This is a genomic window from Aliirhizobium smilacinae (assembly GCF_006335145.1).
Taxonomy (GTDB): domain Bacteria; phylum Pseudomonadota; class Alphaproteobacteria; order Rhizobiales; family Rhizobiaceae; genus Neorhizobium; species Neorhizobium smilacinae.
Window position 1 is genome coordinate 1,279,076 of sequence record NZ_VDMN01000001.1, and the last position, 24,712, is coordinate 1,303,787.

Sequence of the window (24,712 nt, forward strand, 5' to 3'; positions counted from 1 at the left end):
CTTCACCTCAACGTGTGCGCTTTTGCTGCATGACGGCGGTGCCGAGGCGTTCGACCGCCTTGCGCAGCGCCTCGCTTTCGATCCCCTCCATCATCTCGTGAAGTTTGCGCGCCGGTTCGCCCTTTAGCGGAGCGGGGGCACGGGCATGCCTGACCTGTGGCGCAACCGGCTTCTGAACGATGCGGATCTGGCGCACGGCGGGAAAGCCGAAAAAGCTGTTGATGCGTCCGATCAGTTCGCCCTGGGCATGGGTGAGGAACAGAGCGCGCGCACCTTCGCAGGCAATCGTCAGAACACCGGGCGTATAACCGTCGTCTCGATATCCGTCATTGCGCGCCCAGGTGATCTTTTCCGGCCGGGTGCAGTCGGCGAATTCCTCACCGGCGATCTCGTCCCAGGAGCCGAGCAGCGCCGTCGAAATGCCGGCGCGCTTGGCCAGAACCGGATCGATGATGCCGTTGGCGATCTCGGCGATCTGGTTTGCGCCCTTGCGGGTGAACGGCTTGTTCTTCTTGATGGGGTAATTCATCGCTGGATAACCGGCCTCGCAGGCTTGAGCCGTCCTTGATGCCGGCGCATTCATCTTCCAAGTATAGGGCACGCACCCCCATAACGGCAAACGATGCTCGATACCTTATCCCCGATACCCCCGCTAACCCACGCGGCAAAGCTGCTTTCCTGGTACGATCGCCACCATCGGGAACTGCCGTGGCGTGTCAGCCCGTCGGCTGCGACGGCCGGAAAACGGGCTGATCCCTATCATATCTGGCTTTCGGAAGTGATGCTGCAGCAGACCACCGTGCAGGCGGTCAAACCGTATTTCGCAAAGTTTCTCGATCGCTGGCCGAGCGTCAGGGACCTGGCGGCAGCGCCTTCCGACGATGTGATGGCGGCATGGGCGGGGCTCGGATATTACGCCCGCGCCCGTAACCTGAAGAAATGCGCCGAGGCGGTGGCCGCCGACCATGACGGCATCTTCCCGGATACGGAGGATGGGCTGCGCGCCCTGCCTGGCATCGGCGATTATACGTCTGCAGCCGTGGCCGCTATCGCTTTCAACCGGCCGTCCGCCGTGATGGACGGCAATGTCGAGCGGGTGATTTCACGCCTCTATGCAATCGACGCACCGCTCCCCGGCTCCAAGCCGGTGATGAAGGCAAAAGTGCGGGAACTGACGCCGACCGACCGGCCCGGCGATTTCGCCCAGGCGATGATGGATCTCGGTGCCACGATCTGTACCCCAAAGCGCCCCGCCTGCGCGCTCTGTCCCTTTCGCGACGACTGTCTTGCGCTGGCTGAACACCATCCGGAGCGCTTTCCGGTAAAGGCTGCGAAAAAGGAAAAGCCCGTGCGCGTCGGTGCCGGTTTCGTCGCCGTGACGGAGAGTGGCGAGATCATGCTGAGGCGGCGGGCCGAAACCGGCCTGCTCGGCGGGATGACCGAAGTGCCGACCACCGCATGGACTGCGCGAACCGACGGCGGTACCGGTATCGACCATGCCCCCTTCGCGGCAGACTGGCAGGCATGCGGCACGATTACCCACGTCTTCACCCATTTCGAACTGAGGCTTTCGGTTTTTCGCACGCGGCTTCCTGCCGGGATAAAACCGTCCGGCTGGTGGGTGCCAGTCGAAAAGCTGGACAACGAGGCTTTGCCGACTGTCATGAAAAAGGTAATCAGTCAGGCTATTCCGACAGCCTTTGCGAAACACTGACCGCAGGAAACATCATGGCAGACAAGATCGACCACATCGTCTTCGACATCGGCAAGGTTCTCATTCATTACGATCCGAACCTGCCGTTTTCCCGCATCATTCCCGATGCCGAAGAGCGGAAATGGTTTTTCCAGAATATCTGCACCCACGACTGGAACCTGGAGCAGGATCGCGGCCGCAAGTGGAAAGATGCCGAGGCGCTGCTGATCGCCCAATATCCCGAGCGAGAAGAGCATATCCGCGCATTCCGCACATACTGGCCCGAAATGGTGTCGCATTCCTATGACGATACGGTCGCGATCATGCTCGGGCTGATCGACAAGGGCCATGACGTGACGATGCTGACGAATTTCGCGGCCGACACGTTCGTCGAGGCGCGCAAAATGTATCCGTTTCTCAATGCGACACGCGGCATAACCGTGTCCGGCGAGATCGGGCTTATCAAGCCTGACGTGGCGATTTTTGAGCGACATGCGAAGGATTTCGACCTGGTGCCGGAAAACTCGATCTTCATCGACGATACGATGGTGAATGTAGAAGGCGCCCGTGCCGCCGGCTGGAAGGCCGTGCAGTTCACCGATGCCGAAACCCTGCGGAAGGATCTCATCGCTCACGGGGTCGAGATCTAGAGCAATTCCCGCAAAAGTGGTAACCGGTTTTGCGGTGAAACCGCTCTAAATTCCGGGCATTTCCGGCCGTCGTCAGCAGGCAACGGCCACACTGCGGACGCGGCCGATGATATCAAGCCCGGCCGATGCTGTTTCATCGATCCGCTGTGGCGGATAGGCGGCATTGTTGTCGGCCAGAAGCTGCAACCCTCCCCCGATCAGGCGTTGCACGCGCCGAATGAAGACGCTGCTTTCGATCCGCAGGGCATAGATACCGCCATCGACAAGATCGCGATCCCCGGTATCGACGAATACCGGGGACTGGTCGGCAATCGTCGGCACCATGCTGTCACCTTCAGCAAGAAATGTGCTGACGGCGTCAGGTTCAAGCCCCAATCTTGCCCAGTAATCCTCGATCACTGTAGCCGCCGCTACGGATGATGGCCTGATCTCGTCATAACCGTGAATATAAGGCTGAGACGGGTTGTCCATCAGGCCGGGGGGCATCGGGAGGCGCATTGCTCCGGCCTGCCCGGACAAGTCGATACGGACGCTATCCGCTTCGAACGACCAGTCGCCTCCGAGATAACACGAGGCAATGCCGGCCTTTTCCGCCATCAGGCCAAGCGTGGCATAGGTTGGATCCTTGATGCCGTGGCGGTAGTTGTCGAGCGTGTTGTCGGAGAGTTGTGCCGCCTCTGCCGCCTTCGTCCGGCCGCCCAGCATTTCGCAAAGGACAAGGACCTTGAACGATGTGGCGCGACGCAGAGGATCCAGTTCCAGCTTTGCCCAGCCACGAGAAAACTTGGCCAGCTTGGCCTCGATCTTCGCCGCAACATCTCCCTGAAGTGGAATCTTCATCTCACACAAAACCCTGAGTAGAAATCAGTTTACAGGTGAAATTATTTTTACTAGCCTTCAGACAATTAGGTTGATCCAGATTAGCCGCCAAAACCACAACCGCAAGTGGATTTCGTGGTTTTAAACCGCTCACCTCTGCGGCGAGCGGGCAAAAAGCTTCGTACCAACTTACAGCGACAGCCGCCCCTGATGCCTCACCCCGACAATCTCGCGCAGACATTCGAGACATCCGATGAGGATTTCAGCCAGATCTAAGGCTTCGACATGGAGGGAGACTTGCGCAAATCGGTCACGCTTGTCCGGTCAGGCCAAAACCTCAAGGTCGAGATCACCTATCTCGACGGGGCAGTGACGGATACGACCGTCGAGGTCTTCGAGGCCGATGGTCCGGTCAGGATCAGCGTCACCGAGAGCGGCGTGTATCTTGCCAGTTACCGCGCCCTGCTTGCCGACCGCGTCCGGCTTCGTCGAACCCGATTTTTCTGAACCGACAAAAAAATGGCGCCCGGGTACAGCCACCCGGGCGCCGATTATCCTCTTCCGGGACTAGAGGTACAAAAAACCGGAAGAGGAAATACGTGATTCTCCCCAAGGTCAGGGGCCGACTGGTGGTTCAGTCGAGCTTGGCGAGATCGTTGCGAATGACGACGCGGAGTTCATCGATGGGACGCAGGGACTGGCCGTCGTCGAAGTGCCAGAAGGTCCATCCGTTGCAGGCATCAAAGCCCTGTACTTTTGCGCCGAGCCTGTGGATCGAGCCGGCATCGCCGCCGGATGCCAGCGTTCCATCGGCGCGGATGATCGCGCTGTGGCGGCGGCGGGCGTCGGTCAGCACCTGGCCGGGCTTCAGCAGACCGGCTTCGATGAGGACATTGAAGGCAACACGCGGTTCTGCCCGCTTGCCGGTCATGACCGTCAGTTCCGCCTTGCCCAGCGGTTCGACCGCCTCGATACGGGCGGATGCAGCGTCGATATAGACCTGTTCGCGTTCGATGCCGACGAAGTTGCGGCCAAGGCGTTTTGCCACCGCACCCGTGGTGCCGGAACCGAAGAACGGGTCGAGAATGACATCGCCGGGCTTGGTGGAGGCCATGATGACGCGGGCCAGCAGCGCTTCCGGCTTCTGGGTCGGATGCACCTTCTTGCCGTCTTCACCCTTCAGGCGTTCGCCGCCCGAGCAGATCGGGAACAGCCAGTCGGAGCGCATCTGCACGTCGTCGTTGGAGGCCTTCATTGCATCGTAGTTGAAGGTATAACCCTTGGCCTTGGCATCGCGGCTTGCCCAGATCATCGTCTCATGGGCGTTCTGGAACCGGCGACCCTTGAAGTTCGGCATCGGGTTGACCTTGCGCCAGACAACGTCGTTCAGCAGCCAGAAATTCAGGTCCTGCATGATCGCGCCGACGCGGAAGATATTGTGGTAGGAGCCGATCACCCAGATCGTGCCACTCGGCTTCAGCACGCGACGGCAGGCAAGCAGCCAGGCGCGGGTGAAGGCATCGTACATCTGGAAGGAAGCGAACTGATCCCAGTCGTCATCGACGGCATCGACGACGGAATGATCCGGGCGATGCAGCGTGCCGCCAAGCTGGAGGTTGTATGGCGGATCGGCGAAGATCACATCGACGGAATGATCAGGCAGCGCTTCGAGAGCTGCGACGCAGTCACCCTTGATGATGGAATTCATCCAAGCGTCGGGACGGACCTGATGCTTCAGATCAGACAGCGGAAGAACAGCAGCCATTTCACACTCGCTACGCTATACATAAAACGAATTTACTGACTGTTATGGTTACTCATTCTGGTTACCAAAACCTGAAGGCGCTGAATTATTTCGGGAAAAGTTTGTTCAGGCGGCCGCCGCGACAGAGGCTGCATGCTGACCGCTACTGTCGCCGATCGGTCCAAAAATCGTTCTTGTGCTCGACCGCTGCCTTCGAATAACCGATTTCGGCCTCAGGTGCCCGATCGACGGAAAAGCTTTCGAACGATGCCGCCGGAAGCGAGCCGGCCGTCATAAGACCGAAATCGAAATTGCTACGGAGGTCGGAAGCCAGCACATATTGGCGATGCACGCGCAGGAAATCCAACTTGATCCTCCGGTATCGCTCGGCGGAGAGCATTTTTCGGATGCGGAGAAAGACAAGTTTCGGCTGGGGCGCATCCGGGTTTCCGGTCAGAGCCGTTACCGAGGATTTATAAAAGCTGATGATATCGGTCAGACACTGGACTTCAAGCCAGAGAACGGGTTTGGCACGGGCGATCGCGCCTACCCGAGTGCGAAGCACGCTTGCAGAGCGCAGCAGCGCGCATTGAAGCGTTGCCCCGCCAAGGGTTACGAACACGACGCGCTTGCCATCCAACAGATCCGGCTCCCGTTCGAGCAGAAGACCGATCGTGTGGGCCGCCATGCTGGAGCCCATGCTGTGGGAGCTGACGACATATTCATCGGCCTCCTGCGCAAATGCCTGCCTTGCCGATCGCGCCGAAGCCTCGATCCAGTCGTTGATCGCGGGATTATCCAGGCGCGATACCGCGACGGCCATTTCCCAGTCGGAAAACAGGTGCAGGGTGTGAAACCGCTCCGACCAGGGAATGAACAGCTTGATGAAAAAGAGAAAGCCGAGGGCTATCCCGATCGGATAATGCCAGACGGCAAGGCCCAGCCACAATGGGTAAGTCGCCAGCGCCAGACTTATCGCCAGAGCCAAAGCCACGAGCAGGAAGGGAAAGATGAAGAACAGGCCAAACCGCCAGGCATGCCGGAAATAACCGAAGGCACCGCCTTCAACGACGACGGCTGCCGCACTTTTAAACCCTTCGGCCAGCCGCTTTGCGAGCGGGCGGTTGGCCAGACTGTCGACGATATCCGCGTAATCGAAAACGAAGAACCGGGTCGATGTCTGCCAGGTGTCTCCGGGCCGGCTGGTCTCGATGTCGAAATGGGGCTGGCCGCCATCCTGACGCAAGGGGCTGATCCCGGCGCTCAGGCCCCAGAGTTCCGCAGTCTTCTGCATCGCCCTTTCATAACGGACCCGGTGCTTTTCCGCATCCAGAGGTTCAAATCCGGGGAAGTGCAGGACGACGCGTGTTTTCACACGTGCGGATGACAAAATTTCGGGCACTTAGTTCTTTCTCGACGACAACGCGGCTGCAGGTCGAACGGCTATGATCCCAGCGCTGTGGCGAGAATAAGGTGGTTCGGCAGAGGTGCTGACGCGCGCCTGCCGGATTTCGTTAGATCGCGGCCGTCAGATTGCCAAGCCCCCTGCGACATCGATGACACCGCCGGTCATGTAACCGCCATTCGGCCCGACCAGATGGATAACGAGCGCGGAGACTTCCTCAAGCGTTGCGATGCGGCGGATGGGATGCAGGTTGAGAAGCGCTTCAGGCACGCCTTCGCCCAGCACATCCGCCGCCATGTCAGTGGGCATGACGCCGGGCTGGATAACGTTGACGGTAATGTTGCGCCCGCCGAGATCACGAGCAACACCTCTCGCATATCCGACAATCGCCGCCTTCGTGCCCGCGTAATCCGCGGCGCCGGCGAACGGCACATGAGTGCCCAGAAGCGAGCCGATGAAGATGATCCGCCCACCATCCGACAGGACGGGCGCTGCGGCGCGCGTCACAGCCACCGATCCCATGACATTGATCTGCCACTGGCGATCGAGATTCACGGTATCGAGGGCGGGGTCATCGACCGTCTTGCCCTGCACGGCGATCGCCGCATTGTTGACGATAATATCGAGTTTGCCGAAATACTCGACGACCTTGTCGATCAGCGGCTTGGCTGCAGCCATATCGGCCTGATCGCTGCGAAACGCGACCGCGCGGACGCCCCTCGCTTTCAATTTTTCGACCACAGCTTCGGCCTTCTCGGAAGAAGCGACGTAGCTGATCGCGACGTCGGCGCCTTCTTCCGCCAAAGCTTCCGCCGTTGCTGCACCAAGCCCGCGTGAACCGCCGGTAACGAGGGCCACCTTTCCCTTCAAGATCTTCGACATGGATATCCTTTCCGTAACCAGCCACTGCGCTGCCGGTTATCGGAAAGCGCCAGCATTTATTTCGTAACATTCATTACTATAACGATCGGTATGAAATTTGACCTGAACCGTCAAGCAGTTTAATAACGGTCATTATGGAAAAATAGTTGAGTTGACCGAATGGGACGCCATCGCGAATTTGACGTGGATAAGGCGCTGGATGCGGCCCTGTGCGTTTTCTGGCGCAAGGGGTATGAGGGCGCTTCCTATGCCGATCTGACCGAGGCCACCGGCGTGGAAAGGCCCGCGCTTTATTCTGCCTTCGGCAACAAGGAGGCGCTTTTCGGCCGCGCGCTGGATCGTTATTACGAACGGTATCTGGATTACATACCGGAGGCGCTGAAGCTGCCGACCTCGAAAGAGGTCGCGGCTCACATGCTTTACAACGCGATCGATCTCAACACGCGATATCCGAGCCATACGGGGTGTTTCAACGTCAACGGCCTGCTTGCCGGATCGGATGCGTCCGAAACCGTCAGGCAATTGCTGATCAATGTCCGTGCGGCCGGTGAAGCGCAGTTTGTCGAGCGGTTCGAGCGGGCGAAGACCGAGGGCGATCTGCCCGAAACTGCCAAGCCGGAGGCGCTTGCTGCATTTCTGATGGCGGTGCTTCACGGCATGGCGGTGCAGGCGAAGGCCGGGTTCAGCCCGGAGACGTTGGAGTTGGTTGCAGAACAGGCGCTTTCCACATGGCCTGTTGGAGGCTCAAAGTTTTCGGATGGGTGATGCGCCTTCGTCTCGTTGAGCGATCCGTTTCCTTATCTTACGAATGGGGATGACGGGCCCTTAGTCGATGGATAATTCACATCGCCTCGCAGGTTTTCCGTCACCCCCTCTCAAATCAGCCGGCGTTTTTCGGCACCGGCGTGTTGAGCAGCTGTTGCTCCCACAGGAACGCGATGCCGCTGCCTGCGGCGTGATGCTTGAGTATATCCGTCAGTTCCGCCGCATGCTCGGTCCTTGCCCAGTCGCGCTGCCATTCCGACGCAAGCGCCAGCCATGTCATCACGTTCGCGCCGGCGGCGATCATGCGCTGGATGGCAACTTCGTGGGCCTCGACCGAAACCCCACCCGACGCATCGGTGATGACGGTCACGTCCCAGCCTTCGCCAAGCGCCTGAATGACCGGCATCGCGACACAGATTTCGGTCCACAGGCCGGCGATGATCAGCTGCTTGCGGCCCGTCGCCTTCACCGCATCCACCACCTTCCTGTCTTCCCATGTATTGATGAACGTCCGGTCGATTACCTCTTCGCCGGGGAACACGTCGGTGATCTGCGGAAAGATCCGACCGCCGCGGTCCGCGATCACGCTGGTCACGATGGTGGGAACGCCGAAAGCCTTGGCGGCCTTCGCCAGCGCCGTCGCATTGTTGACCACCATGTGCGGATCGTGACTGTTCAGGTTGGCAAGCTGGTAGGGCTGATGATCGATCAACACGAGTACCGAGTCTTCGGGACGAAGGAGCGACGCAAGGCCGTTACGAAAGGTCATGAATACATCCTCTGCTGCCGTTTTGTGTATGAGGCCGGTTTGCCGACAGACCTGCGCTGACAGCGGCGCTGCCTGTGCGGCGGAGACTGTCATTCCGGTTTTTGATACGGTAGCCTCCATTCCTGCCAAGCTGTGTCGCGAAACGAGGAACGCAAAGTTGGATATCGAAGACCTGCGGACATTCGTGGAAGTTGCCGAGGCCGGTGGCGTTTCACCCGCTGCGCGGCGGCTCGGCCTGTCGAAATCGATCGTCAGCCGACGGCTTATCCGGCTGGAGGCCGAGCTGGGCATTCAGCTCGTTGCCAGAACGACAAGGGGTTCTGCTCTCACCGAAGCCGGGCTTACCTTTCGGGACCATGCGGCCAGGGCCTGCGCCGAGATCGACCAGGCCAGGGAAACGATCCTGCCCGCGGGCGAACTTTGCGGCCGCCTGCGCGTTGCCGTGCCGCTTTCCTTCGGCCCGACCCATTTCGCTCCCGTGCTTGCGCAGATGGCGCAACGGCACCCGCAGCTGAACATCCAGACGTCCTACAGCGATCGCTTCGTCGACCTTGTTTCTGAAGGTTATGATTGCGCGATCCGGGTCGGTTATCTGCAGGACTCGAACCTGATCGCCAAACGCGTCGGGCCGCTCTACGGAAAGCTCGTTGCCAGCCCGGACTATATCAGGGCCCATGGTTCTCCGGAGACGCCGGAAGAGATCGTCGCGCATCAGGCACTGATGCAGGGGACGGAAGCCTGGCAGTTCATCGATGGCGAGAAGATCGTGACAGTCTATCCGCGCGGCCGCTTCAAGGCCGACAACGCCGTGGCGCTTACCGCCGCCGCATTGGCGGGACTGGGCATAGGCTGGCTGCCCGATGGCATCACCGAGGAACATATAGCTTCCGGCGCGCTGGTTCCGGTCATGACGCGCCATCCACCACCACCGGCGGGCATCTATGTCATCCGCCCGCCAGGGCAGCATCCGGCAAAAAAGGTCCGTGTGCTTACCGAGATGCTGATCGAGTGTTTCGAACAGGCCACGCAGCCGGCGGGCGCGGTTGGCTGAGGTACGGTACGGACTGTCATCAAATGTTTGTACGCTTTACAGTATTCCCGGTACCGCCAAGAATGATGATGCAAAATCGGTAGCATTATGAGCACAAAATCTATCGCATCGGTAACATCCGCCAATAAGGCGGCATGGGAAGCCTCCGCATATCTGCATAAATCCGGTGATGGCTGGGCAAGACTGATCGAGGCTGCCAGCCAACCCGGTTTTTCGGTCCTTGATGACACCGTCACCGAACTCCTGCGGAAGTATCATGTCGAAGGACGCTGCGCGGTTCAGGTCGGCTGCAATAATGCGCGGGAGCTGATATCGCTGGCGTCCCTTGGCGGCGTCCCCATGCTCGGGATCGATCAATCACCCAGCTTCCTGGCGCAAGGGCGTGAACTGGCTGATGCCGCGGGACTGGAATTGAACGTTCTTGAAGCCAATATCTATGACCTTCCGAAAAGTGTGGGACGTTTCGATCTGGTTTTAATCACGATCGGCGTGTTGAGCTGGATGCCTGACCTTCCGGAATTCTTTCGGGCCATTTCAGGCTTGATGGATGATGGCGCAGTGCTCGTGATCTACGAAACCCATCCCTTTCTCGAAATATTCGACCCGCATCGCGAAAACCCGCATGAACCGGGCTTCAGTTATTTCGAAGGAGCCTCAAGTACTTACTCAGGCGATTACCTATGACGGCAAAGACCATCACAAGGTGGAACCCAGCTACTGGTTCATCCACACTCTTGGGGACATCGTCACCTCTTGTATTCAAGCGGGTCTGCAACTGGTCGAGTTGACAGAATATCCGCACAGCATCCGCGAACCTGAATACGATATATATGCTGGTCGTTCTGCGCAGGTGCCGATGTCCTATTCTTTGGTCGCTTCAAGATGACATCCTTCGGCATCGCCGATTCACGCTCCTGACATGACCGCAATTGGCACGAAAACGCCACACTACCTGACCGCGCAGCATCCGGCCTTGCCTCTCGCGCCTGCCTTTCCTATTCAGGACCCTGATTTGGAATGAAGGAGCCGGAGCGCCATGGATAGTATCACGATAGCCCTGGTCCTGCTCCTTGCCGTCATTCTCAGCGGCACGATCTCGCGGCTTCTTCCGCTGCCCGTTCCCCTGCCGCTGATCCAGATCGCGCTCGGTGCGGCAATCACAGGGATCACCGGAGACGGTGTGGTGCTGGAACCGGATATATTCTTCCTGCTGTTTCTGCCGCCGCTTCTGTTTCTCGATGGCTGGCGTATTCCGAAAGAGGGGCTGTTCCGCGACAAGGGCGTGATCCTGGAACTGGCGCTTGGTCTGGTGATCTTCACGGTCGTCGGCGTCGGGCTTTTGATCCACTGGATGATCCCGGCCATGCCGCTTGCCGTCGCCTTTGCGCTTGCGGCCATCGTTTCGCCGACCGATCCGGTCGCCGTCTCGGCGATTGCCGCGCGCGTGCCGATCCCGCCGCGGCTGATGCATATTCTCGAAGGGGAATCACTGCTCAACGATGCGTCCGGTCTTGTCTGCATGCGGTTTGCGGTTGCCGCCGCCGTGACCGGCGCATTTTCGCTGACCGATGCGGTCGGCACATTCCTGTGGGTCGCGATCGGCGGCATTGCGATCGGCGTCGGCGTTACCTGGCTGATCGTGCGGGTGAAGGAAATCGCCTCCCGCAAGCTTGGTGAAGAGCCGGGCGCGCAGATCCTCATCAGCCTGCTCATTCCTTTCGGCGCCTATCTGGTTGCCGAACACCTGCATTGCTCGGGCATCCTTGCCGCCGTCGCCGCCGGTATCACGATGAGTTACGCGGAATTGCGGGGCAAGGTGCTCGGCATTACCCGCGTGCGGCGCAATGCCGTGTGGGACACGGTACAGTTCGCGCTCAACGGCATCATGTTCGTGCTTCTCGGCGAGCAACTGCCCGGCATCGTTTCGGGCGCAGCGCGGGTCGTCACCGAGACCGGGCATGTCGATCCGATCTGGCTGATCGGTTATGTGATCGCCATCAATGCAGCGCTTGCCGCCCTGCGTTTCGCCTGGGTGTGGGTTTCGCTGCATTTCACCATGTTTCGTGCCGCACGTCGCGGGCAGGAAATCCGTAAACCCCACTGGAAGCTGCTGGTCGCCACCTCGCTTGCCGGCGTGCGCGGCGCCATCACGCTTGCCGGTATCCTGACCCTGCCGCTGTTCCTCGATGACGGCATCACTCCCTTCCCGGCCCGCGACCTTGCGATCTTCCTTGCCGCCGGGGTGATCATCTTCTCGCTGATTGCCGCAAGCGTCGGCCTGCCCTTCCTGCTGAAAGATCTCGAACTGCCGCCCGAGCCGGACCATCACCAGGAAGAGGATACGGCCCGCATCGCCTCGGCCGAAGCTGCAATCCGGATGATCGAAAAGCTGCAGCACGCGATGAGCGAGGGCCGCACCGATGCCGATCTCTATGGCGATGTCGGGACGCGGCTGATGGAGCTCTACCGGCAGCGTATCGACGGGCGCTCGAAGATCGGCGACGAGGCCGAGGAGCTTCGGCGGATGGAAGAGGTCGACAGGCGGTTGCGCCTCGCCGCACTTCGTGCCGAGCGCGACGAGATTTTCCGCCTCAGCCGTGCGCGAAAGGTTTCCGAAGAGATCGCCCGCAAGCTTATCCGCGAGATCGACCTTGCGGAGGCGCGCTATACGGTGTGAGGTCCGCTACGCGGCATGGGTTTCCCGGCTGTCCTTCGGGGCTTCGTCGCGTTCGAACATGCCGTAATCGCGCAGCACATGGCCGATGCGCAGGCGGTAATCGGCAAAGACGCCGTTGCGGCCGGCATGCTGTGCGGCGCGGTGAACCTCCAGGTTTCGCCATTGCCGAACCGCTTCCTCGTCGCGCCAGAAGGAGAGCGAGAGGAGCTTGCCGCGCATCGTCAGGCTCTCGAAACGCTCGATGGAAATGAAACCGTCGATCTTTTCCAGCTCGCTACGCAGGTCGCCGGCGAGATCGAGATAACGGTGGCGTTCGCCCATATAGGGCACGACTTCGAAGATGACGGCGATCATGGCTCGACCAATGCTCCCATCGGGGCGCCATGCGGCTGGGACATGTTTTTAAGGAAGATGCGATCCTCTTTCAGGATGAAACGTTCGCGTTTGGCGAATTCGTAGTTCTCGCGGCCGAGTGGATCGGCGGACAGCCGGGCGCGGTAGGCTTCGTAGGCCGCCAGGTTCTCGATGTTGTAGACGCCGTAAGCGGTGGTGGCGGATCCCTCATGCGGACCGAAATAACCGATCAGGTCGGCGCCGTTGCGCGGGATCGACTGGCCCCAGGCGCGGGCATATTGCTCGAACCTATCGCGCTTGAACGGATCGATCTCGTAGCGGATGAAGCAGGTGATCATGGCATTTTCCTTGGGTTCGTTTCCTCGTGACCGGCTGTCTTTGCCATGGTGATGGACGACGATGCTTCGATAGCGATCGAAGTATGGATGGGAAAAGCGTGATAGAAGGTGGTGCATGAACGAAGGTCCAAACATTGCACAGATCGCCTCGCTGATCGGCGATCCCGCCCGCGCCAACATGCTGGCAGCGCTCACCGGCGGGCGGGCGCTGACGGCCACCGAGCTGGCCGCCATCGGCGGCATCACGCTGCAGACGGCGAGTTCGCATCTTTCCAAACTCGAGGCCGGAGGGCTGCTGGCCCAGCGCAAGCAGGGACGCCATCGCTATTTCGCACTGGCCGACGAAGCCGCGGCCCGGCTGATCGAAACGATGATGGGATTTGCCTCGAGCCGCGGACATCTGCGCTACCGACCCGGACCGAAGGACCCCGCGCTGCGCAAGGCACGTGTCTGCTACGATCATCTCGCGGGTGATTTCGGCGTGCGGATGCTCGACAGCTTTGTTTGTCACGGCGAGATCGTGTCGGATGGAGAGAACCTTTCGGTAACGGACAAAGGCCGCGCGCAGCTGGACGCCTTCGGCATCGATCTCTCAAGCCTCGCCTCCAACCGCCGGCCGTTGTGCAAATCCTGTCTCGACTGGAGCGAGCGCCGGTCACATCTGGCGGGTACGCTCGGCAAGGCGCTGCTTGGCCACATGTTTGATCAGGGATGGGCGCGGAGGAGCGAGGAAAGCCGGGCCGTGATTTTTACGCCTGAAGGCGAGCGAAAATTCCTGCTGCAGTTTCCCATCGACCCTTGAGCATCAAAGCATCCCGCCTCGCTCGACCCAGCCATGCGGCTGAACCGGTTGAGCTTATGCCGTCCATCCGGTAGAAGGCGGCTGACGTCTTAAAAAGGTATCCATCATGAGTGGCTTCGATCTCATCCTCTTCGATTGCGACGGCGTGCTCGTCGATTCCGAAATCATTGCAGCGCAGGTCGAATCGCGACTGCTGACGGAAGCTGGTTATCCCATCAGCGTCGAGGAAATGGGCGAACGTTTTGCCGGCATGACCTGGAAGAACATCCTGCTCGCCGTCGAGAAGGAAGCCGATATCCCGCTTTCCGCCTCGCTGCTCGACAAATCGGAAAAGCTGCTCGACGCCCGGCTGGAACGCGACGTGAAGATCATCGACGGCGTGAAGTTTGCGCTGGCCCGGTTGACCATGCAGCGCTGCATCTGCTCCAATTCGTCCAGCGCGCGGCTGGACATGATGCTGACCAAGGTCGGCCTCAAGCCGTATTTTGCCCCGCATATCTATTCCGCCAAGGATCTCGGGCCGGACCGGGTGAAGCCGAAGCCGGACATTTTTCTACATGGCGCACAGCAGTTCGGCGTCGATCCGTCGCGCTGCCTGGTAGTCGAGGATTCCACCCATGGCATCCATGGCGCACGCGCGGCCGGCATGCGGGTCGTCGGCTTTACCGGCGCATCGCACACCTATCCGAGCCATGCCGACCGTCTGACGGATGCGGGTGCCGAAACGGTGATCTCGCGCATGCAGGACCTGCCGGCGGTGGTTGCGGCGCTCGGCGAATGGGCCGACGCGATCTAATTCGCTTTGTTTTTTAGAAATCAACGACGAGACTGGCCTTTGCCGCATGAGCGGCAAAGGAGTGGGCGAATTCGCCCGAATAGCTGAGCTTGACCCTTGCCGTCTTTGAAACCTGCGCGGAGAGCGAAGCCTCCAGCACTGCCGTATCGCGCGGCAGGGAGACGCCCTCGATCACAAAAGGGCTGCCGGTTGAAAAGGCAAAGCGCGACGACGGCGTCAGATCGCCGATCGCATGGCGCCAGCCGAGCATGCCGGAAAACGTCGCCGGCAGATCCGCATTGCCGATATCGGCCGACCATCGGAGACCAAGCGTCGTCAGCGTCACGTCATCCGTGCCGCCATTTGCAGACAGGGCCGCTGCACCGCCTTTTTCGCCAAAACCATCGGTTTCGAGATTGATATAGGCGAGATTGGCGAAGGGTTCGAGCGTAACGGCTCCGAGCTTCTCGGACCAGCCGAGATCGGCGAAGACCTGACGCGTCGCGCTCCGATAATCGGCATGGAGCTGATCCTCGAACGTGCCGAAAGCGACATCCCGCTCCGTCGAGATATCATTTTTCGAGTAGATCGCGCCCGTCGTGAAGTTGAGCTTTCCCCACTCGGCGGCGGCATAAACACCGGCGCTGTAGCTGTCCCAGTCGGCATCGCTGCCTGCAGATGCGTTGGCGTAACCGAACATGCCGCCGATGCGCCAGTGATCCGAGACGTCAGCATCGATACCGCCAAACAGGCCTGCAACATGGCCATTCATGGCCGCGGCATTGCCGTCACTGTCGAAACGGTCGCTGGCGGCGATGCCGGTCATCCAGAAACTGGCGCCGCCTTCGACTTGCTGTACCGGCACATCGCCCTTGATCCGGTCGATCACAGCCTCGCGGGCAAGACTGCTCTGCTGCAGCAACTGGCTCTTCAGCGAGGCGTGCAGTTCGCCGCTCAGCTGCGAGAAGGCATCTCGGGCGCCGGCGGCATTGAGTGGCAGCACGCCAAGGAAGACGGAGTTGGTGCTGCCGAGGGATTGCACTGCTTCGGCCGTCGCGCGGGTGTTGCGCGTCTCGGTCACATCGGCGAAATCGACATCGTTGCGATAGAGGCCTAATGTCACCGAGGTCGGATCGTAGGTGAGGATCGGCGAAAGGAAGGCGAGATCGGAATTCACCTCATCGAATTCGCCGGTGACGCTGTCGCCGGTCAGGATCGTGTAGGTGGTGGCAAGAGAATAGGTTCCGGAACCGGCCAGCACATCCACGGTACCGCCGTCGATCGTTACCGTTCCGGCGGCATCGAGGCGGTCGGACAGGCCGGAGGCATCGGTTTCCACCTGGAAGGTGGAGCCCTTTTCGAATGTGACATCGCCATTCACCGCAACAGTCGCAATGCCCGGACCCGGCGCGAATGTTCCACCGGAGCCGACGGTCAGCCCTCCGATTTCACCCGATCCGGCCAGCGTTCCATCCGCGCCGATCGCGATTGCGCCGCCAACGGTACCGTCATTGACCAGCGTGCCGCCGATCACCGTTGCGTCGCCGGTAATCGTGCCGCCGTCATTGTTGGTGAACGTGCCGCCGGTATTGGTCAGCGAGGCGATCGTACCCGCATTGGAGACAGTGCCGGCGTTGGTTATTTCGCCAGCCGTTGCGCCGGTATTGTTGACGAAGCTGGAGGCGGCCGCGACGTCGACATCGGTGACGACAAAGTTGTTGACGACCGCGCCACCGGAGACCGTCGTATCGCCGGTGATCGTGCCGCCGTCATTATTGGTGAAGGTACCCCCGGTATTGGTCAGCGAGGCGGTCGTGCCGGCGTTCGAGGAATTGCCCGCATTGGTGACATCACCTGCCGTGGCGCCGGTATTGTTGACGAAAATCGCGGCGGCCGCCACATCGACGGTGGTGACGACAAAATTGTTGGTCAGCGTGCCACCGGTGATGACGGTATCGCCGGTGATCGTGCCGCCATCGTTGTTGGTGAAAGTACCACCGGTATTGGTCAGCGAGGCAATCGTGCCGGCATTCGAGGCCGTGCCGGCATTCGTCACGTCGCCGGCAGTCGCGCCGCCATTGTTGACGAAGATCGCCGCGGCCGCGACATCCACATAGGTGACAACGAAATTGTTGGTCACCGTGCCGCCGATGACATTCGTATCGCCGGTGATCCTGCCACCGCTGTTGTTGGTGAACGAGCCGCCGGTATTGGTCAGCGAGCCGACCGAGCCTGCATTGGAGGCCGTGCCGGCATTGGTGACATCGCCTGCCGTTGCACCAGAATTGTTGACGAACTCGGCCGCCGCCGAGACATCCACATCCGTGACAACGAAATTGTTGGTAAGCTTGCCGCCATCAAGATTGGCGGTGCCGGTAATCGTGCCGTCATTAACCGTCTCGCCGCCGGTCATATGAAGGTCGCCATCCAGCGTGCCGGAATTGGCGATATTGCCGCCACTCATCTCGACGTCGGAAGCGAGCCGGCCGCCGGTGGAGATTTCCAGCCGGCCGGGGCCTGAAAGACTGGTGCCGCCGGCTGCGGACAGATCGGCGTCGACATGCAGCGTGCCGCCGGACACATCGACGGTGTTGACGGTCGCATCCGTCGAGACCGTTGGAGCGCCCAGCCCTATCGCAGCGCTATCCGTTGCACCGGGTGCTGCCGGCGTCCAATTGGCACCGTTGGAGAAATCGTTGTCGGAAGCGCCCGTCCAGGTGGATTGCCCCGAGGCAGCAGCCGGCAGCAGCCACGCCAGCGAGACGATGGCCGTGCAAAGCTTGAGGCGCAGTTTCGCGCCCGCCGAGATCGCTGGAGCAGACATTCCTACCTCACCCAGACCCGATTAAAGACGATGCGCCCTTAACGATCTGCTAATATGAGTTAAGGAATTATGGTTAACGAAGCCTTAACGGCGGCCGCGACAGCGCGGCCGGAGGCTGTTCTTTTCTGCGCGCCGTTGTCGCGGGATAAAGATATCAGGAGCGCCGTGGCTTCTTGGCCGCGGGCGCATTGTCGAAGCCAAGACGAACGCGGGTGAAACGCGATGCGCCGCCTGGATTGTTCGGGATCTGAACGTCAGCCTTGGAGAAGATGAACTGGGTGCCGCCGACCGGCACGTCGACCGGATAGGCCACCTTCTGCGAATAGATGATGTTGTCGCCATCGACCACTTCGACCAGGATCGGCAGGGAGACCGAACCCGGCGTGCCTGCAGGACCCTGAACGACGCGGCCCTGGGCAATGAGATTGATGGTTATCGTGGTTTCGTTCGCCGTGCACTGGCGCGTCGAATCGTTGAACGAGACCTGGTAGAGGAGCTTGTCCGGGTTATCCTGACCACCCTTCGCATAGGAGCGATAGACAGCGTTCTGATCCCGCATCACCACCTGCGGGCAATAGGCCTGGACAACGGCCTGTACCGGCTGCGCGTTTGCAGAAGCAGCGTTGGAACTCAGGTCCAGTCCCTGCGAAGCAGAATTGCAGCTGCTCAAGCCAGCCACCAAAGACAACGTCAGAAAACCGCGAGAGAACTTGCCAACCACGTTACTCAACCCTTTGCAGCCTCGTTTCAAATGGCGGTACCGACCCGTCGTATTCCGGTCTTTCACCGCCGATTTCGATAGTCTATATCAGCGCTCAGAACAAAAATCGATTAGGGATTCAAGGTCGTGGAATACATTTCTACCCGGGGCACAGCACCCGCTCTCGGCTTCCGTGATGCGCTCATGGCCGGACTTGCAACAGACGGCGGCCTCTATGTGCCGCGCAAATGGCCTACCCTGTCGAAAAAGCAGATCCGTGGCCTCCGCGGCAAATCCTATCAGGATATAGCTTTTGAGATCCTGTCGCTCTTCGTCGATGGCGAGATTGCCGACGACAAGCTGAAGGCGATGATCGACGAAGCCTATGCCACGTTCAGGCATCCCGCAGTCGTGCCGCTGGTGCAGATCGGGCCGAACGATTTCATCCTCGAACTCTTCCACGGCACAACGCTCGCCTTCAAGGACGTGGCGATGCAGTTGCTTGCGCGACTGATGGACCATGTGCTTGCCGAGCGCGGCGAACGGGCAACCATCGTTGGCGCCACATCAGGCGACACGGGCGGAGCCGCGATCGACGCATTCGCCGGGCGCGAGCGCACCGACATCTTCATCTTCTTCCCACATGGCAAGGTTTCGCCGGTGCAGCAACGCCAGATGACCTCGTCGACGGCGTCGAACGTCCATGCGGTCGCGGTAAAAGGCAATTTCGACGACTGCCAGAACCTCGTCAAAGAAATGTTCAACGACGCCGCCTTCCGTGAGAAGGTCAAGCTTTCGGGCGTCAACTCGATCAACTGGGCGCGCATCATGGCGCAGGTGGTCTATTACTTTACCGCCGCCGTTTCGCTTGGCGGACCGGACCGGAAAATCTCGTTCACCGTACCGACCGGCAATTTCGGCGACATTTTCGCCGGATATGTCGCCAAAAAGATGGGTCTGCCGATCGATCGCCTTGTCATCGCCACCAATGACAATGACATTTTGGCCCGCACATTGAAGACCGGCCGTTACGAGATGAAGGGCGTCACCGCAACGACCTCTCCTTCGATGGACATCCAGATCTCGTCCAACTTCGAGCGCCTGCTGTTCGAGGCTTACGATCGCGACGATGCCGCAGTGCGGCGTTCGATGGACGGGCTGAAGCAATCCGGTGCATTCGAAATCAAGGACAAAGCGCTGAAGTCGATCAAGCGCGAATTCCGCGCTGGCCGCGCCACCGAAAAACAGGTCGCGCAGACGATCCGCGAGACATTGTCGGCCACCGGCTACCTGCTCGATCCGCATACGGCGACCGGCGTTTTCGTCGCAAAGAAGAACGCAAAGCCGTCTAGCCCGATGGTGACTCTGTCGACCGCGCATCCGGCCAAATTCCCGGCTGCGGTAAAATCCGCTTGCGGAATTGATCCGGCGCTCCCATCATGGTTGTCTGATCTTATGCAAAGGGAGGAGCGCTTCGATATACTTGAACCGGAGCTGAAAGCCGTCGAAACCTATATCGGCAGCAACGCACGGGCCAAGTAACAGCGCGCCGGAAAGACATAATATGAATGTAGAGATTACCCGGCTCCCCTCCGGGCTGACTGTCGTCACCGAAAGCATGCCACATCTGGAAAGCGTGGCACTCGGCGTGTGGATCAAGTCGGGTTCTCGCAACGAGACGACCGAAGAACACGGCATCGCCCACCTGCTCGAACATATGGCCTTCAAGGGAACCGCGCGACGCAGTGCCCGCGATATCGCCGAGGAAATCGAGGATGTCGGCGGCGAACTCAACGCCGCGACGTCTACAGAAACGACGTCCTATTACGCCCGCGTGCTCAAGGATCACGTGCCGCTGGCGGTCGACATTCTCGCCGATATCCTGACGGAATCGGCTTTCGACGAGGAAGAACTGCGGCGCGAGAAGCATGTTATTCTTCAGGAAATCGGCGCGGCCAACGATACGCCGGACGATGTGGTGTTCGACAAGTTTTCCGAAGTCGCCTATCGCGACCAGACGATCGGGCGCGCCATCCTCGGCACACCGGAACGGGTGAAAAGCTTCACGCCGGAGCAGATCCGCGGTTACCTCTCACGCAATTACACGACCGACCGGATGTTCGTCGTGGCCGCCGGCGCCGTCGATCACCAGACCTTCTGCAAACAGGTCGAGGAACGTTTTGCCGGTCTTCCGACCTCGCCGAGTGCTCCGCCGGTCTTCGACGCCGCCCGCTATATCGGCGGCGACATCCGCGAGGAACGTGACCTCATGGATACGCAGGTCCTGCTCGGTTTCGAGGGCAAGGCCTACCACATGCGCGACTTCTACTGTTCGCAGATCCTGGCCAACATTCTCGGCGGCGGCATGTCCTCCCGGCTGTTTCAGGAAGTACGCGAGCATCGCGGCCTGTGTTATTCGGTCTACGCCTTCCACTGGGGCTTTTCCGATACCGGCATTTTCGGCATCCATGCCGCGACCGGCGCAGACGACTTGCCGAAGCTGATCCCCGTCATCATCGACGAATTGCACAAATCGGCCGATACCATTCATCAGGTGGAAATCGACCGGGCACGCGCACAGATCCGCGCCCAGCTTTTGATGGGGCAGGAAAGCCCGGCCGCGCGCGCCGGCCAGATCGCCCGGCAGATGATGCTTTATGGCCGCTCGATCCCGAACGAGGAGATGATGGAACGCCTGGCAGGCATTACCACGGAGCGGCTGACGGATCTTGCCGGCCGCCTGTTCATCGACACCGTACCGACACTTTCGGCCGTCGGGCCGATCGAGAAGCTTGCCCCGATGTCCGATATCGCGGCGGCTCTTTCGTCTCCGGTGGTCAAGGCCAAAGCGGCCGGCTGAGCAGAGGTCCCGAAGCACAATGGGTAGATCGGTGTTTCGGTTCCTGTCCCGTCAATCGGACGCGCCGGAGCTGTCCGGCCCTCAGCACCTGCTGAGGCTGCCGCATAATTCCGACTATAAGCAGTGGTACAGGCTGCGTTCCGAGAGCCGCAGTTTTCTGCAGCCGTGGGAGCCGACCTGGCGCGGCGACGAGCTGACCGAGAGCGCATTTCGTGCCCGTATCCTGCGGGCCACCCAGGAATGCGCGTCGGGTCTTGCCGTGCCGATGCTGCTGTTCCGCAGGGAAGACATGGTGCTGCTGGGCGGGCTTACGATCGGCTATATCCGCCGCGGCGCCGCGCAAAGCTGCATGATCGGATACTGGATGGGTGAAAAACATGCGGGCCAAGGCCATATGTTGGCCGCATTGAGAGTGGCAATCCCCTATGTCTATGGCGGACTTCAGTTGCACCGGATCGAGGCAGCCTGTATTCCGGACAATTGGAAAAGTATCCGGCTTCTCGAAAAAGCCGGTTTCGAGCGGGAAGGTCTTTTGCGGAAATATCTCAAAATTAATGGCGAATGGCGTGACCACATGATGTTTTCCCGATTGCCGGAAGACGGCGAATTCGGGAAAATGGTCGGGCCATGATCGACGGTATGCGTTTTAGTTTTGCGTATCGGGCCTTCGGCCTGAAATTCCTGCTGCTGACAATCGTCGCCATTCTGGCTTTCGGGCTTGCAGGCGCACGTGCTGCCGAACCGGTAAAGATTTCCCGCGACGACACGGCACTCGACCTGACAGCCACGACCGATATTTATGCCAACCAGGGCGAGGCTTTTCAGGTTTCGACCGCTGCCGGCGGCGACGGGATCAGGCGGCGTATCGAAGTGCGCTCCAGCAACCCGAGCCACCAGGGTGACTGGGCGGTATTCGCGCTTTCCAACGTTTCGGAAGAACAGCTTGAGCGCGTTATCGTCGCGCCGCACTTCCGTCTCGTCGGGTCCAAAGTGTTCTGGCCGGATCTCGGCTCGCAGCGCATCATCGCGATCACCCCTTCGGAAGGTTTTTCGCTCGACCGGGTTCCGAGCGTCGATGACGACGTTTTCCGTATCACGCTCAATCCGGGCTCGACGATCACCTTCGTCGCCGAACTGGCCACCCCTTCCCTGCCGCAGATCTATCTCTGGGAACCGAACGCCTACAAGGACACGGTGAACTCCTTCACCCTCTACCGCGGCATCGTGCTCGGCATTGCCGGTCTTCTGGCGGTGTTCCTGACCATCCTCTTCGTCGTCAAGGGAACTTCGATGCTGCCGGCGGCGGCCGCCCTTGCCTGGGCGGTGCTTGCCTATATCTGCGTCGATTTCGGTTTTCTCGACAAGCTGATCACGATCACATCCAGCGACCAGCGAATATGGCGCGCGGGTGCCGAAGTGGCACTCGCCTCGTCGCTTGTCATTTTCTTGTTTACCTATCTCAACCTCAACCGATGGCATGTGCATCTCGGTTACGCGACACTTGCCTGGGTGGTCGGGCTGGTGCTGCTCGGCGGCGTGGCGATCTATGATCCTTCGGTTGCCGCGGGTATCGCGCGGCTCTCCTTTGCGCTGACAGGCACTGTCGGCATTCTGCTGATCATCTATCTCGGTTTCAACCGCTACGACCGCGCCATTTTGCTGGTGCCGACCTGGACGCTGATCCTGGTCTGGCTGTTCGGCAGCTGGCTGACGGTGACGGGACAGCTTGACAACGACATCATCCAGCCGGCGCTCGGCGGGGGTCTCGTTCTGATCGTCTTGCTGATCGGCTTTACCGTGATGCAGCACGCTTTTGCCGGCGGCGCCTACCAGCAGGGACTTTTCTCCGATCTGGAGCGTCAGTCGCTGGCGTTGACCGGAAGTGGCGATACGGTGTGGGACTGGGACGTCGCCCGTGACCGCGTCGTCACCACGCCGGATATTTCCGGTCGTCTCGGACTTGAGGCCGGCGCCATGCATGGCCCGGTGCGCAACTGGGTTCCACGGCTTCATCCCGATGACCGCGACCGGTTCCGCGCCACACTCGACGTGCTTCTGGAACATCGCCGCGGCCGCCTGCACCACGAATTCCGCATTCGTGCCGAGGACGGGCATTTCCACTGGCTGCAGATCCGCGCGCGGCCGGTGCTTGGTTCCAATGGCGAGATCATCCGCTGCGTCGGCACGATCGTCGATGTCACCGAACAGAAAAACTCGGTCGAACGGCTGCTGCAGGATGCGTTGCACGACAACCTGACAGGCCTGCCGAACCGGCAGATTTTTCTCGACCGCCTGCAGGGCGTGCTGACGCTTGCCGCGAGCGGCGACACCGTGCGTCCCACCGTGATGGCGATCGATCTCGACCGTTACAAGCAGGTCAACGACAGTCTGGGGATTGCCGCCGGCGACAACATGCTGATCGCGCTGACCCGGCGTCTGCGACGTCTGATGAAGCCGCAGGACACGCTCGCCAGACTGGCCGGCGACCAGTTCGGCCTGATCCTCGTTTCGGAACGCGACCCGGCCAAGATCGCCGACTTCGCCGATGCCGTGTCGCAGGCGATCATGGTGCCGATCAATTATGCCAATCGCGAGATCGTGCTGACCGCCTCGATCGGCCTTGCCTCCTTCGTCGACCAGCAGGAAAGCGCAGCCGGGCTTCTGGCCGATGCGGAACTTGCCATGTACCGTGCCAAGCGTGGCGGCGGAAACAAGGTGGAGCCGTTCCGGCCGGTCTTCCGCACGTCGGGTACAGATCGGCTGCAGATCGAGACCGACCTTCGCCGCGCGATCGAGCGCAAGGAGCTGTCGCTCGCTTACCAGCCGATCATCCAGCTGAAAGACGGCGAGATTGCCGGTTTCGAAGCGCTGATGCGGTGGGAACATCCCAAGCGCGGCACCATCCCGCCGGCGGAATTTATCCCGATCGCCGAAATGTCGGACCTCATCGGGCCGCTCGGCGTATTTGCCATGGAACGCGCGGCTGCGGACCTCGTGTCCTGGCAGGAGCAGACCGGCGAAGTGCCGATCTTCGTTTCGGTCAATCTTTCCAGCGCCCAGCTTCTCAATGCCGACCTCTATAACGATGTGCGGGCGCTGATTTCCAAGACGCAGGTCAATCCTCACCAGTTGAGACTTGAGCTGACCGAATCCCTGATGATGGAGAACCCGGAGCAGGCCCGGCTGATCCTCGCAAAGATCAAGGAAACGGGTCTCGGCCTGGCGCTCGACGACTTCGGCACCGGCTATTCCTCGCTTGCCTATCTGACCCAGTTCCCGTTCGACATGATCAAGCTGGACAAGACACTTGTCAGCGACATGAGCGAAAAAGGCGCCATCCTGCTCCGCTCCGTGATCGCCATGGCGCGTGGATTGGAAATGTCGGTCGTTGCGGAAGGTATTCGCACCGACGAGGACGCGATGGAACTCGCCAAGATGGGCTGCCATTTCGGCCAAAGCTATCTGTTCGGCCCCCCCGCCACGAGCGAGGCCATGCTGCGGCTTCTGAAGGAACGGTTTCCGCTGACGAAAAGGGCCTGATGCCTTAGGTCTTAGCCGCTGCCATCATCCTCGGGACAAGACCGAGGATGATGGCGTTGGGCAA

22 protein-coding genes and 1 pseudogene are annotated in these 24,712 nt (G+C 60.3%); 13 read left to right on the top strand and 10 right to left on the bottom strand.

The features are described from left to right. Positions 1-7 precede the first annotated feature (7 nt). Positions 8-529 (bottom strand): DUF721 domain-containing protein, encoded by a 522-nt coding sequence (locus tag FHP24_RS06300; protein ID WP_139674406.1) that lies wholly within the window; start codon positions 527-529, stop codon positions 8-10. A gap of 93 nt (positions 530-622) precedes the next feature. On the opposite strand from FHP24_RS06300, the gene mutY reads away from it, so the two are divergent. Both mutY and FHP24_RS06310 read left to right on the top strand, forming a co-directional pair. Continuing rightward, positions 623-1,714, top strand: a complete 1,092-nt coding sequence (gene mutY / locus FHP24_RS06305; RefSeq protein ID WP_139674409.1) for an A/G-specific adenine glycosylase — start codon at positions 623-625, stop codon at positions 1,712-1,714. A 14-nt stretch (positions 1,715-1,728) separates the two neighbouring features. Further along, a complete protein-coding gene (locus FHP24_RS06310) occupies positions 1,729-2,343 on the top strand; it encodes an HAD family hydrolase (RefSeq protein WP_139674412.1) in 615 nt (204 codons plus the stop codon). Positions 2,344-2,415: 72 nt separating this feature from the next. Here the strand turns inward: FHP24_RS06310 and FHP24_RS06315 are convergent, their stop codons facing one another. Next, on the bottom strand, positions 2,416-3,183 hold the full coding sequence (locus FHP24_RS06315; protein ID WP_139674414.1) for a S24 family peptidase: 768 nt from the start codon (positions 3,181-3,183) through the stop codon (positions 2,416-2,418). A gap of 276 nt (positions 3,184-3,459) precedes the next feature. Between FHP24_RS06315 and FHP24_RS06320 the strand changes: the two genes are divergently transcribed. Continuing rightward, positions 3,460-3,669: a hypothetical protein gene (locus FHP24_RS06320; protein ID WP_139674419.1), complete on the top strand. Its 210-nt coding sequence runs from the start codon at positions 3,460-3,462 to the stop codon at positions 3,667-3,669. Positions 3,670-3,796: 127 nt separating this feature from the next. Here FHP24_RS06320 and FHP24_RS06325 read toward each other — a convergent pair whose 3' ends face one another. From FHP24_RS06325 to FHP24_RS06335, 3 genes are all read right to left on the bottom strand, one after another. Then, positions 3,797-4,927, bottom strand: coding sequence for a site-specific DNA-methyltransferase (locus tag FHP24_RS06325; RefSeq protein ID WP_139674422.1), 1,131 nt, complete (start codon positions 4,925-4,927; stop codon positions 3,797-3,799). A gap of 142 nt (positions 4,928-5,069) precedes the next feature. Further along, a complete protein-coding gene (locus tag FHP24_RS06330; RefSeq protein WP_246091617.1) occupies positions 5,070-6,200 on the bottom strand; it encodes a hypothetical protein in 1,131 nt (376 codons plus the stop codon). Positions 6,201-6,434: 234 nt separating this feature from the next. Continuing rightward, positions 6,435-7,193 carry an SDR family NAD(P)-dependent oxidoreductase gene (locus FHP24_RS06335; protein WP_139674425.1) on the bottom strand — a complete coding sequence of 253 codons (759 nt, stop codon included), beginning with the start codon at positions 7,191-7,193 and terminating at the stop codon, positions 6,435-6,437. Between the two features lie 159 nt (positions 7,194-7,352). Here FHP24_RS06335 and FHP24_RS06340 point away from each other — a divergent pair, with 159 nt between their 5' ends. Beyond that, positions 7,353-7,958, top strand: coding sequence for a TetR/AcrR family transcriptional regulator (locus tag FHP24_RS06340; protein ID WP_139674428.1), 606 nt, complete (start codon positions 7,353-7,355; stop codon positions 7,956-7,958). Between the two features lie 115 nt (positions 7,959-8,073). Here FHP24_RS06340 and FHP24_RS06345 read toward each other — a convergent pair whose 3' ends face one another. Continuing rightward, positions 8,074-8,727, bottom strand: a complete 654-nt coding sequence (locus FHP24_RS06345) for a hydrolase (protein WP_139674431.1) — start codon at positions 8,725-8,727, stop codon at positions 8,074-8,076. A gap of 157 nt (positions 8,728-8,884) precedes the next feature. Between FHP24_RS06345 and FHP24_RS06350 the strand changes: the two genes are divergently transcribed. From FHP24_RS06350 to FHP24_RS06360, 3 genes are all read left to right on the top strand, one after another. Next, the gene (locus FHP24_RS06350) at positions 8,885-9,778 is read left to right on the top strand and encodes a LysR family transcriptional regulator (protein ID WP_139674434.1); all 894 of its coding nucleotides are present in this window, start codon (positions 8,885-8,887) and stop codon (positions 9,776-9,778) included. A gap of 87 nt (positions 9,779-9,865) precedes the next feature. Beyond that, on the top strand, positions 9,866-10,462 hold the full coding sequence (locus FHP24_RS06355; RefSeq protein ID WP_210237810.1) for a class I SAM-dependent methyltransferase: 597 nt from the start codon (positions 9,866-9,868) through the stop codon (positions 10,460-10,462). 352 nt (positions 10,463-10,814) lie between these two features. Then, positions 10,815-12,455 (top strand): Na+/H+ antiporter, encoded by a 1,641-nt coding sequence (locus FHP24_RS06360; protein WP_139674437.1) that lies wholly within the window; start codon positions 10,815-10,817, stop codon positions 12,453-12,455. Between the two features lie 6 nt (positions 12,456-12,461). On the opposite strand, the gene FHP24_RS06365 is transcribed toward FHP24_RS06360, so the two are convergent. Next, positions 12,462-12,809, bottom strand: coding sequence for an antibiotic biosynthesis monooxygenase family protein (locus tag FHP24_RS06365; protein WP_139674440.1), 348 nt, complete (start codon positions 12,807-12,809; stop codon positions 12,462-12,464). Beyond that, a complete protein-coding gene (locus FHP24_RS06370; protein ID WP_139674443.1) occupies positions 12,806-13,147 on the bottom strand; it encodes an NIPSNAP family protein in 342 nt (113 codons plus the stop codon). The genes FHP24_RS06365 and FHP24_RS06370 overlap by 4 nt, the downstream gene beginning before the upstream one ends. A 115-nt stretch (positions 13,148-13,262) precedes the next feature. On the opposite strand from FHP24_RS06370, the gene FHP24_RS06375 reads away from it, so the two are divergent. Continuing rightward, positions 13,263-13,949: an ArsR/SmtB family transcription factor gene (locus FHP24_RS06375; RefSeq protein ID WP_139674446.1), complete on the top strand. Its 687-nt coding sequence runs from the start codon at positions 13,263-13,265 to the stop codon at positions 13,947-13,949. A 106-nt stretch (positions 13,950-14,055) separates the two neighbouring features. Beyond that, complete coding sequence (locus FHP24_RS06380) at positions 14,056-14,745, top strand: HAD family hydrolase (protein WP_139674449.1); 690 nt, start codon at positions 14,056-14,058, stop codon at positions 14,743-14,745. A 13-nt stretch (positions 14,746-14,758) separates the two neighbouring features. Here the strand turns inward: FHP24_RS06380 and FHP24_RS06385 are convergent, their stop codons facing one another. Both FHP24_RS06385 and FHP24_RS06390 read right to left on the bottom strand, forming a co-directional pair. Continuing rightward, the gene (locus tag FHP24_RS06385; RefSeq protein ID WP_139674452.1) at positions 14,759-17,548 is read right to left on the bottom strand and encodes an autotransporter outer membrane beta-barrel domain-containing protein; all 2,790 of its coding nucleotides are present in this window, start codon (positions 17,546-17,548) and stop codon (positions 14,759-14,761) included. A 154-nt stretch (positions 17,549-17,702) separates the two neighbouring features. Continuing rightward, the gene (locus tag FHP24_RS06390; RefSeq protein ID WP_246091674.1) at positions 17,703-18,227 is read right to left on the bottom strand and encodes a PilZ domain-containing protein; all 525 of its coding nucleotides are present in this window, start codon (positions 18,225-18,227) and stop codon (positions 17,703-17,705) included. Positions 18,228-18,395: 168 nt separating this feature from the next. On the opposite strand from FHP24_RS06390, the gene thrC reads away from it, so the two are divergent. The 4 genes and pseudogenes from thrC to FHP24_RS06410 form a co-directional block, all read left to right on the top strand. Next, positions 18,396-19,790: a threonine synthase gene (gene thrC / locus FHP24_RS06395; protein WP_139674455.1), complete on the top strand. Its 1,395-nt coding sequence runs from the start codon at positions 18,396-18,398 to the stop codon at positions 19,788-19,790. A 22-nt stretch (positions 19,791-19,812) separates the two neighbouring features. Then, complete coding sequence (locus FHP24_RS06400; protein WP_139674458.1) at positions 19,813-21,108, top strand: M16 family metallopeptidase; 1,296 nt, start codon at positions 19,813-19,815, stop codon at positions 21,106-21,108. Between the two features lie 19 nt (positions 21,109-21,127). After that, the gene (locus FHP24_RS06405; protein WP_139674461.1) at positions 21,128-21,739 is read left to right on the top strand and encodes a GNAT family N-acetyltransferase; all 612 of its coding nucleotides are present in this window, start codon (positions 21,128-21,130) and stop codon (positions 21,737-21,739) included. A gap of 95 nt (positions 21,740-21,834) precedes the next feature. Then, a pseudogene (locus tag FHP24_RS06410) lies at positions 21,835-24,648 on the top strand (EAL domain-containing protein); the annotation flags it as partial. Positions 24,649-24,712 lie beyond the last annotated feature (64 nt).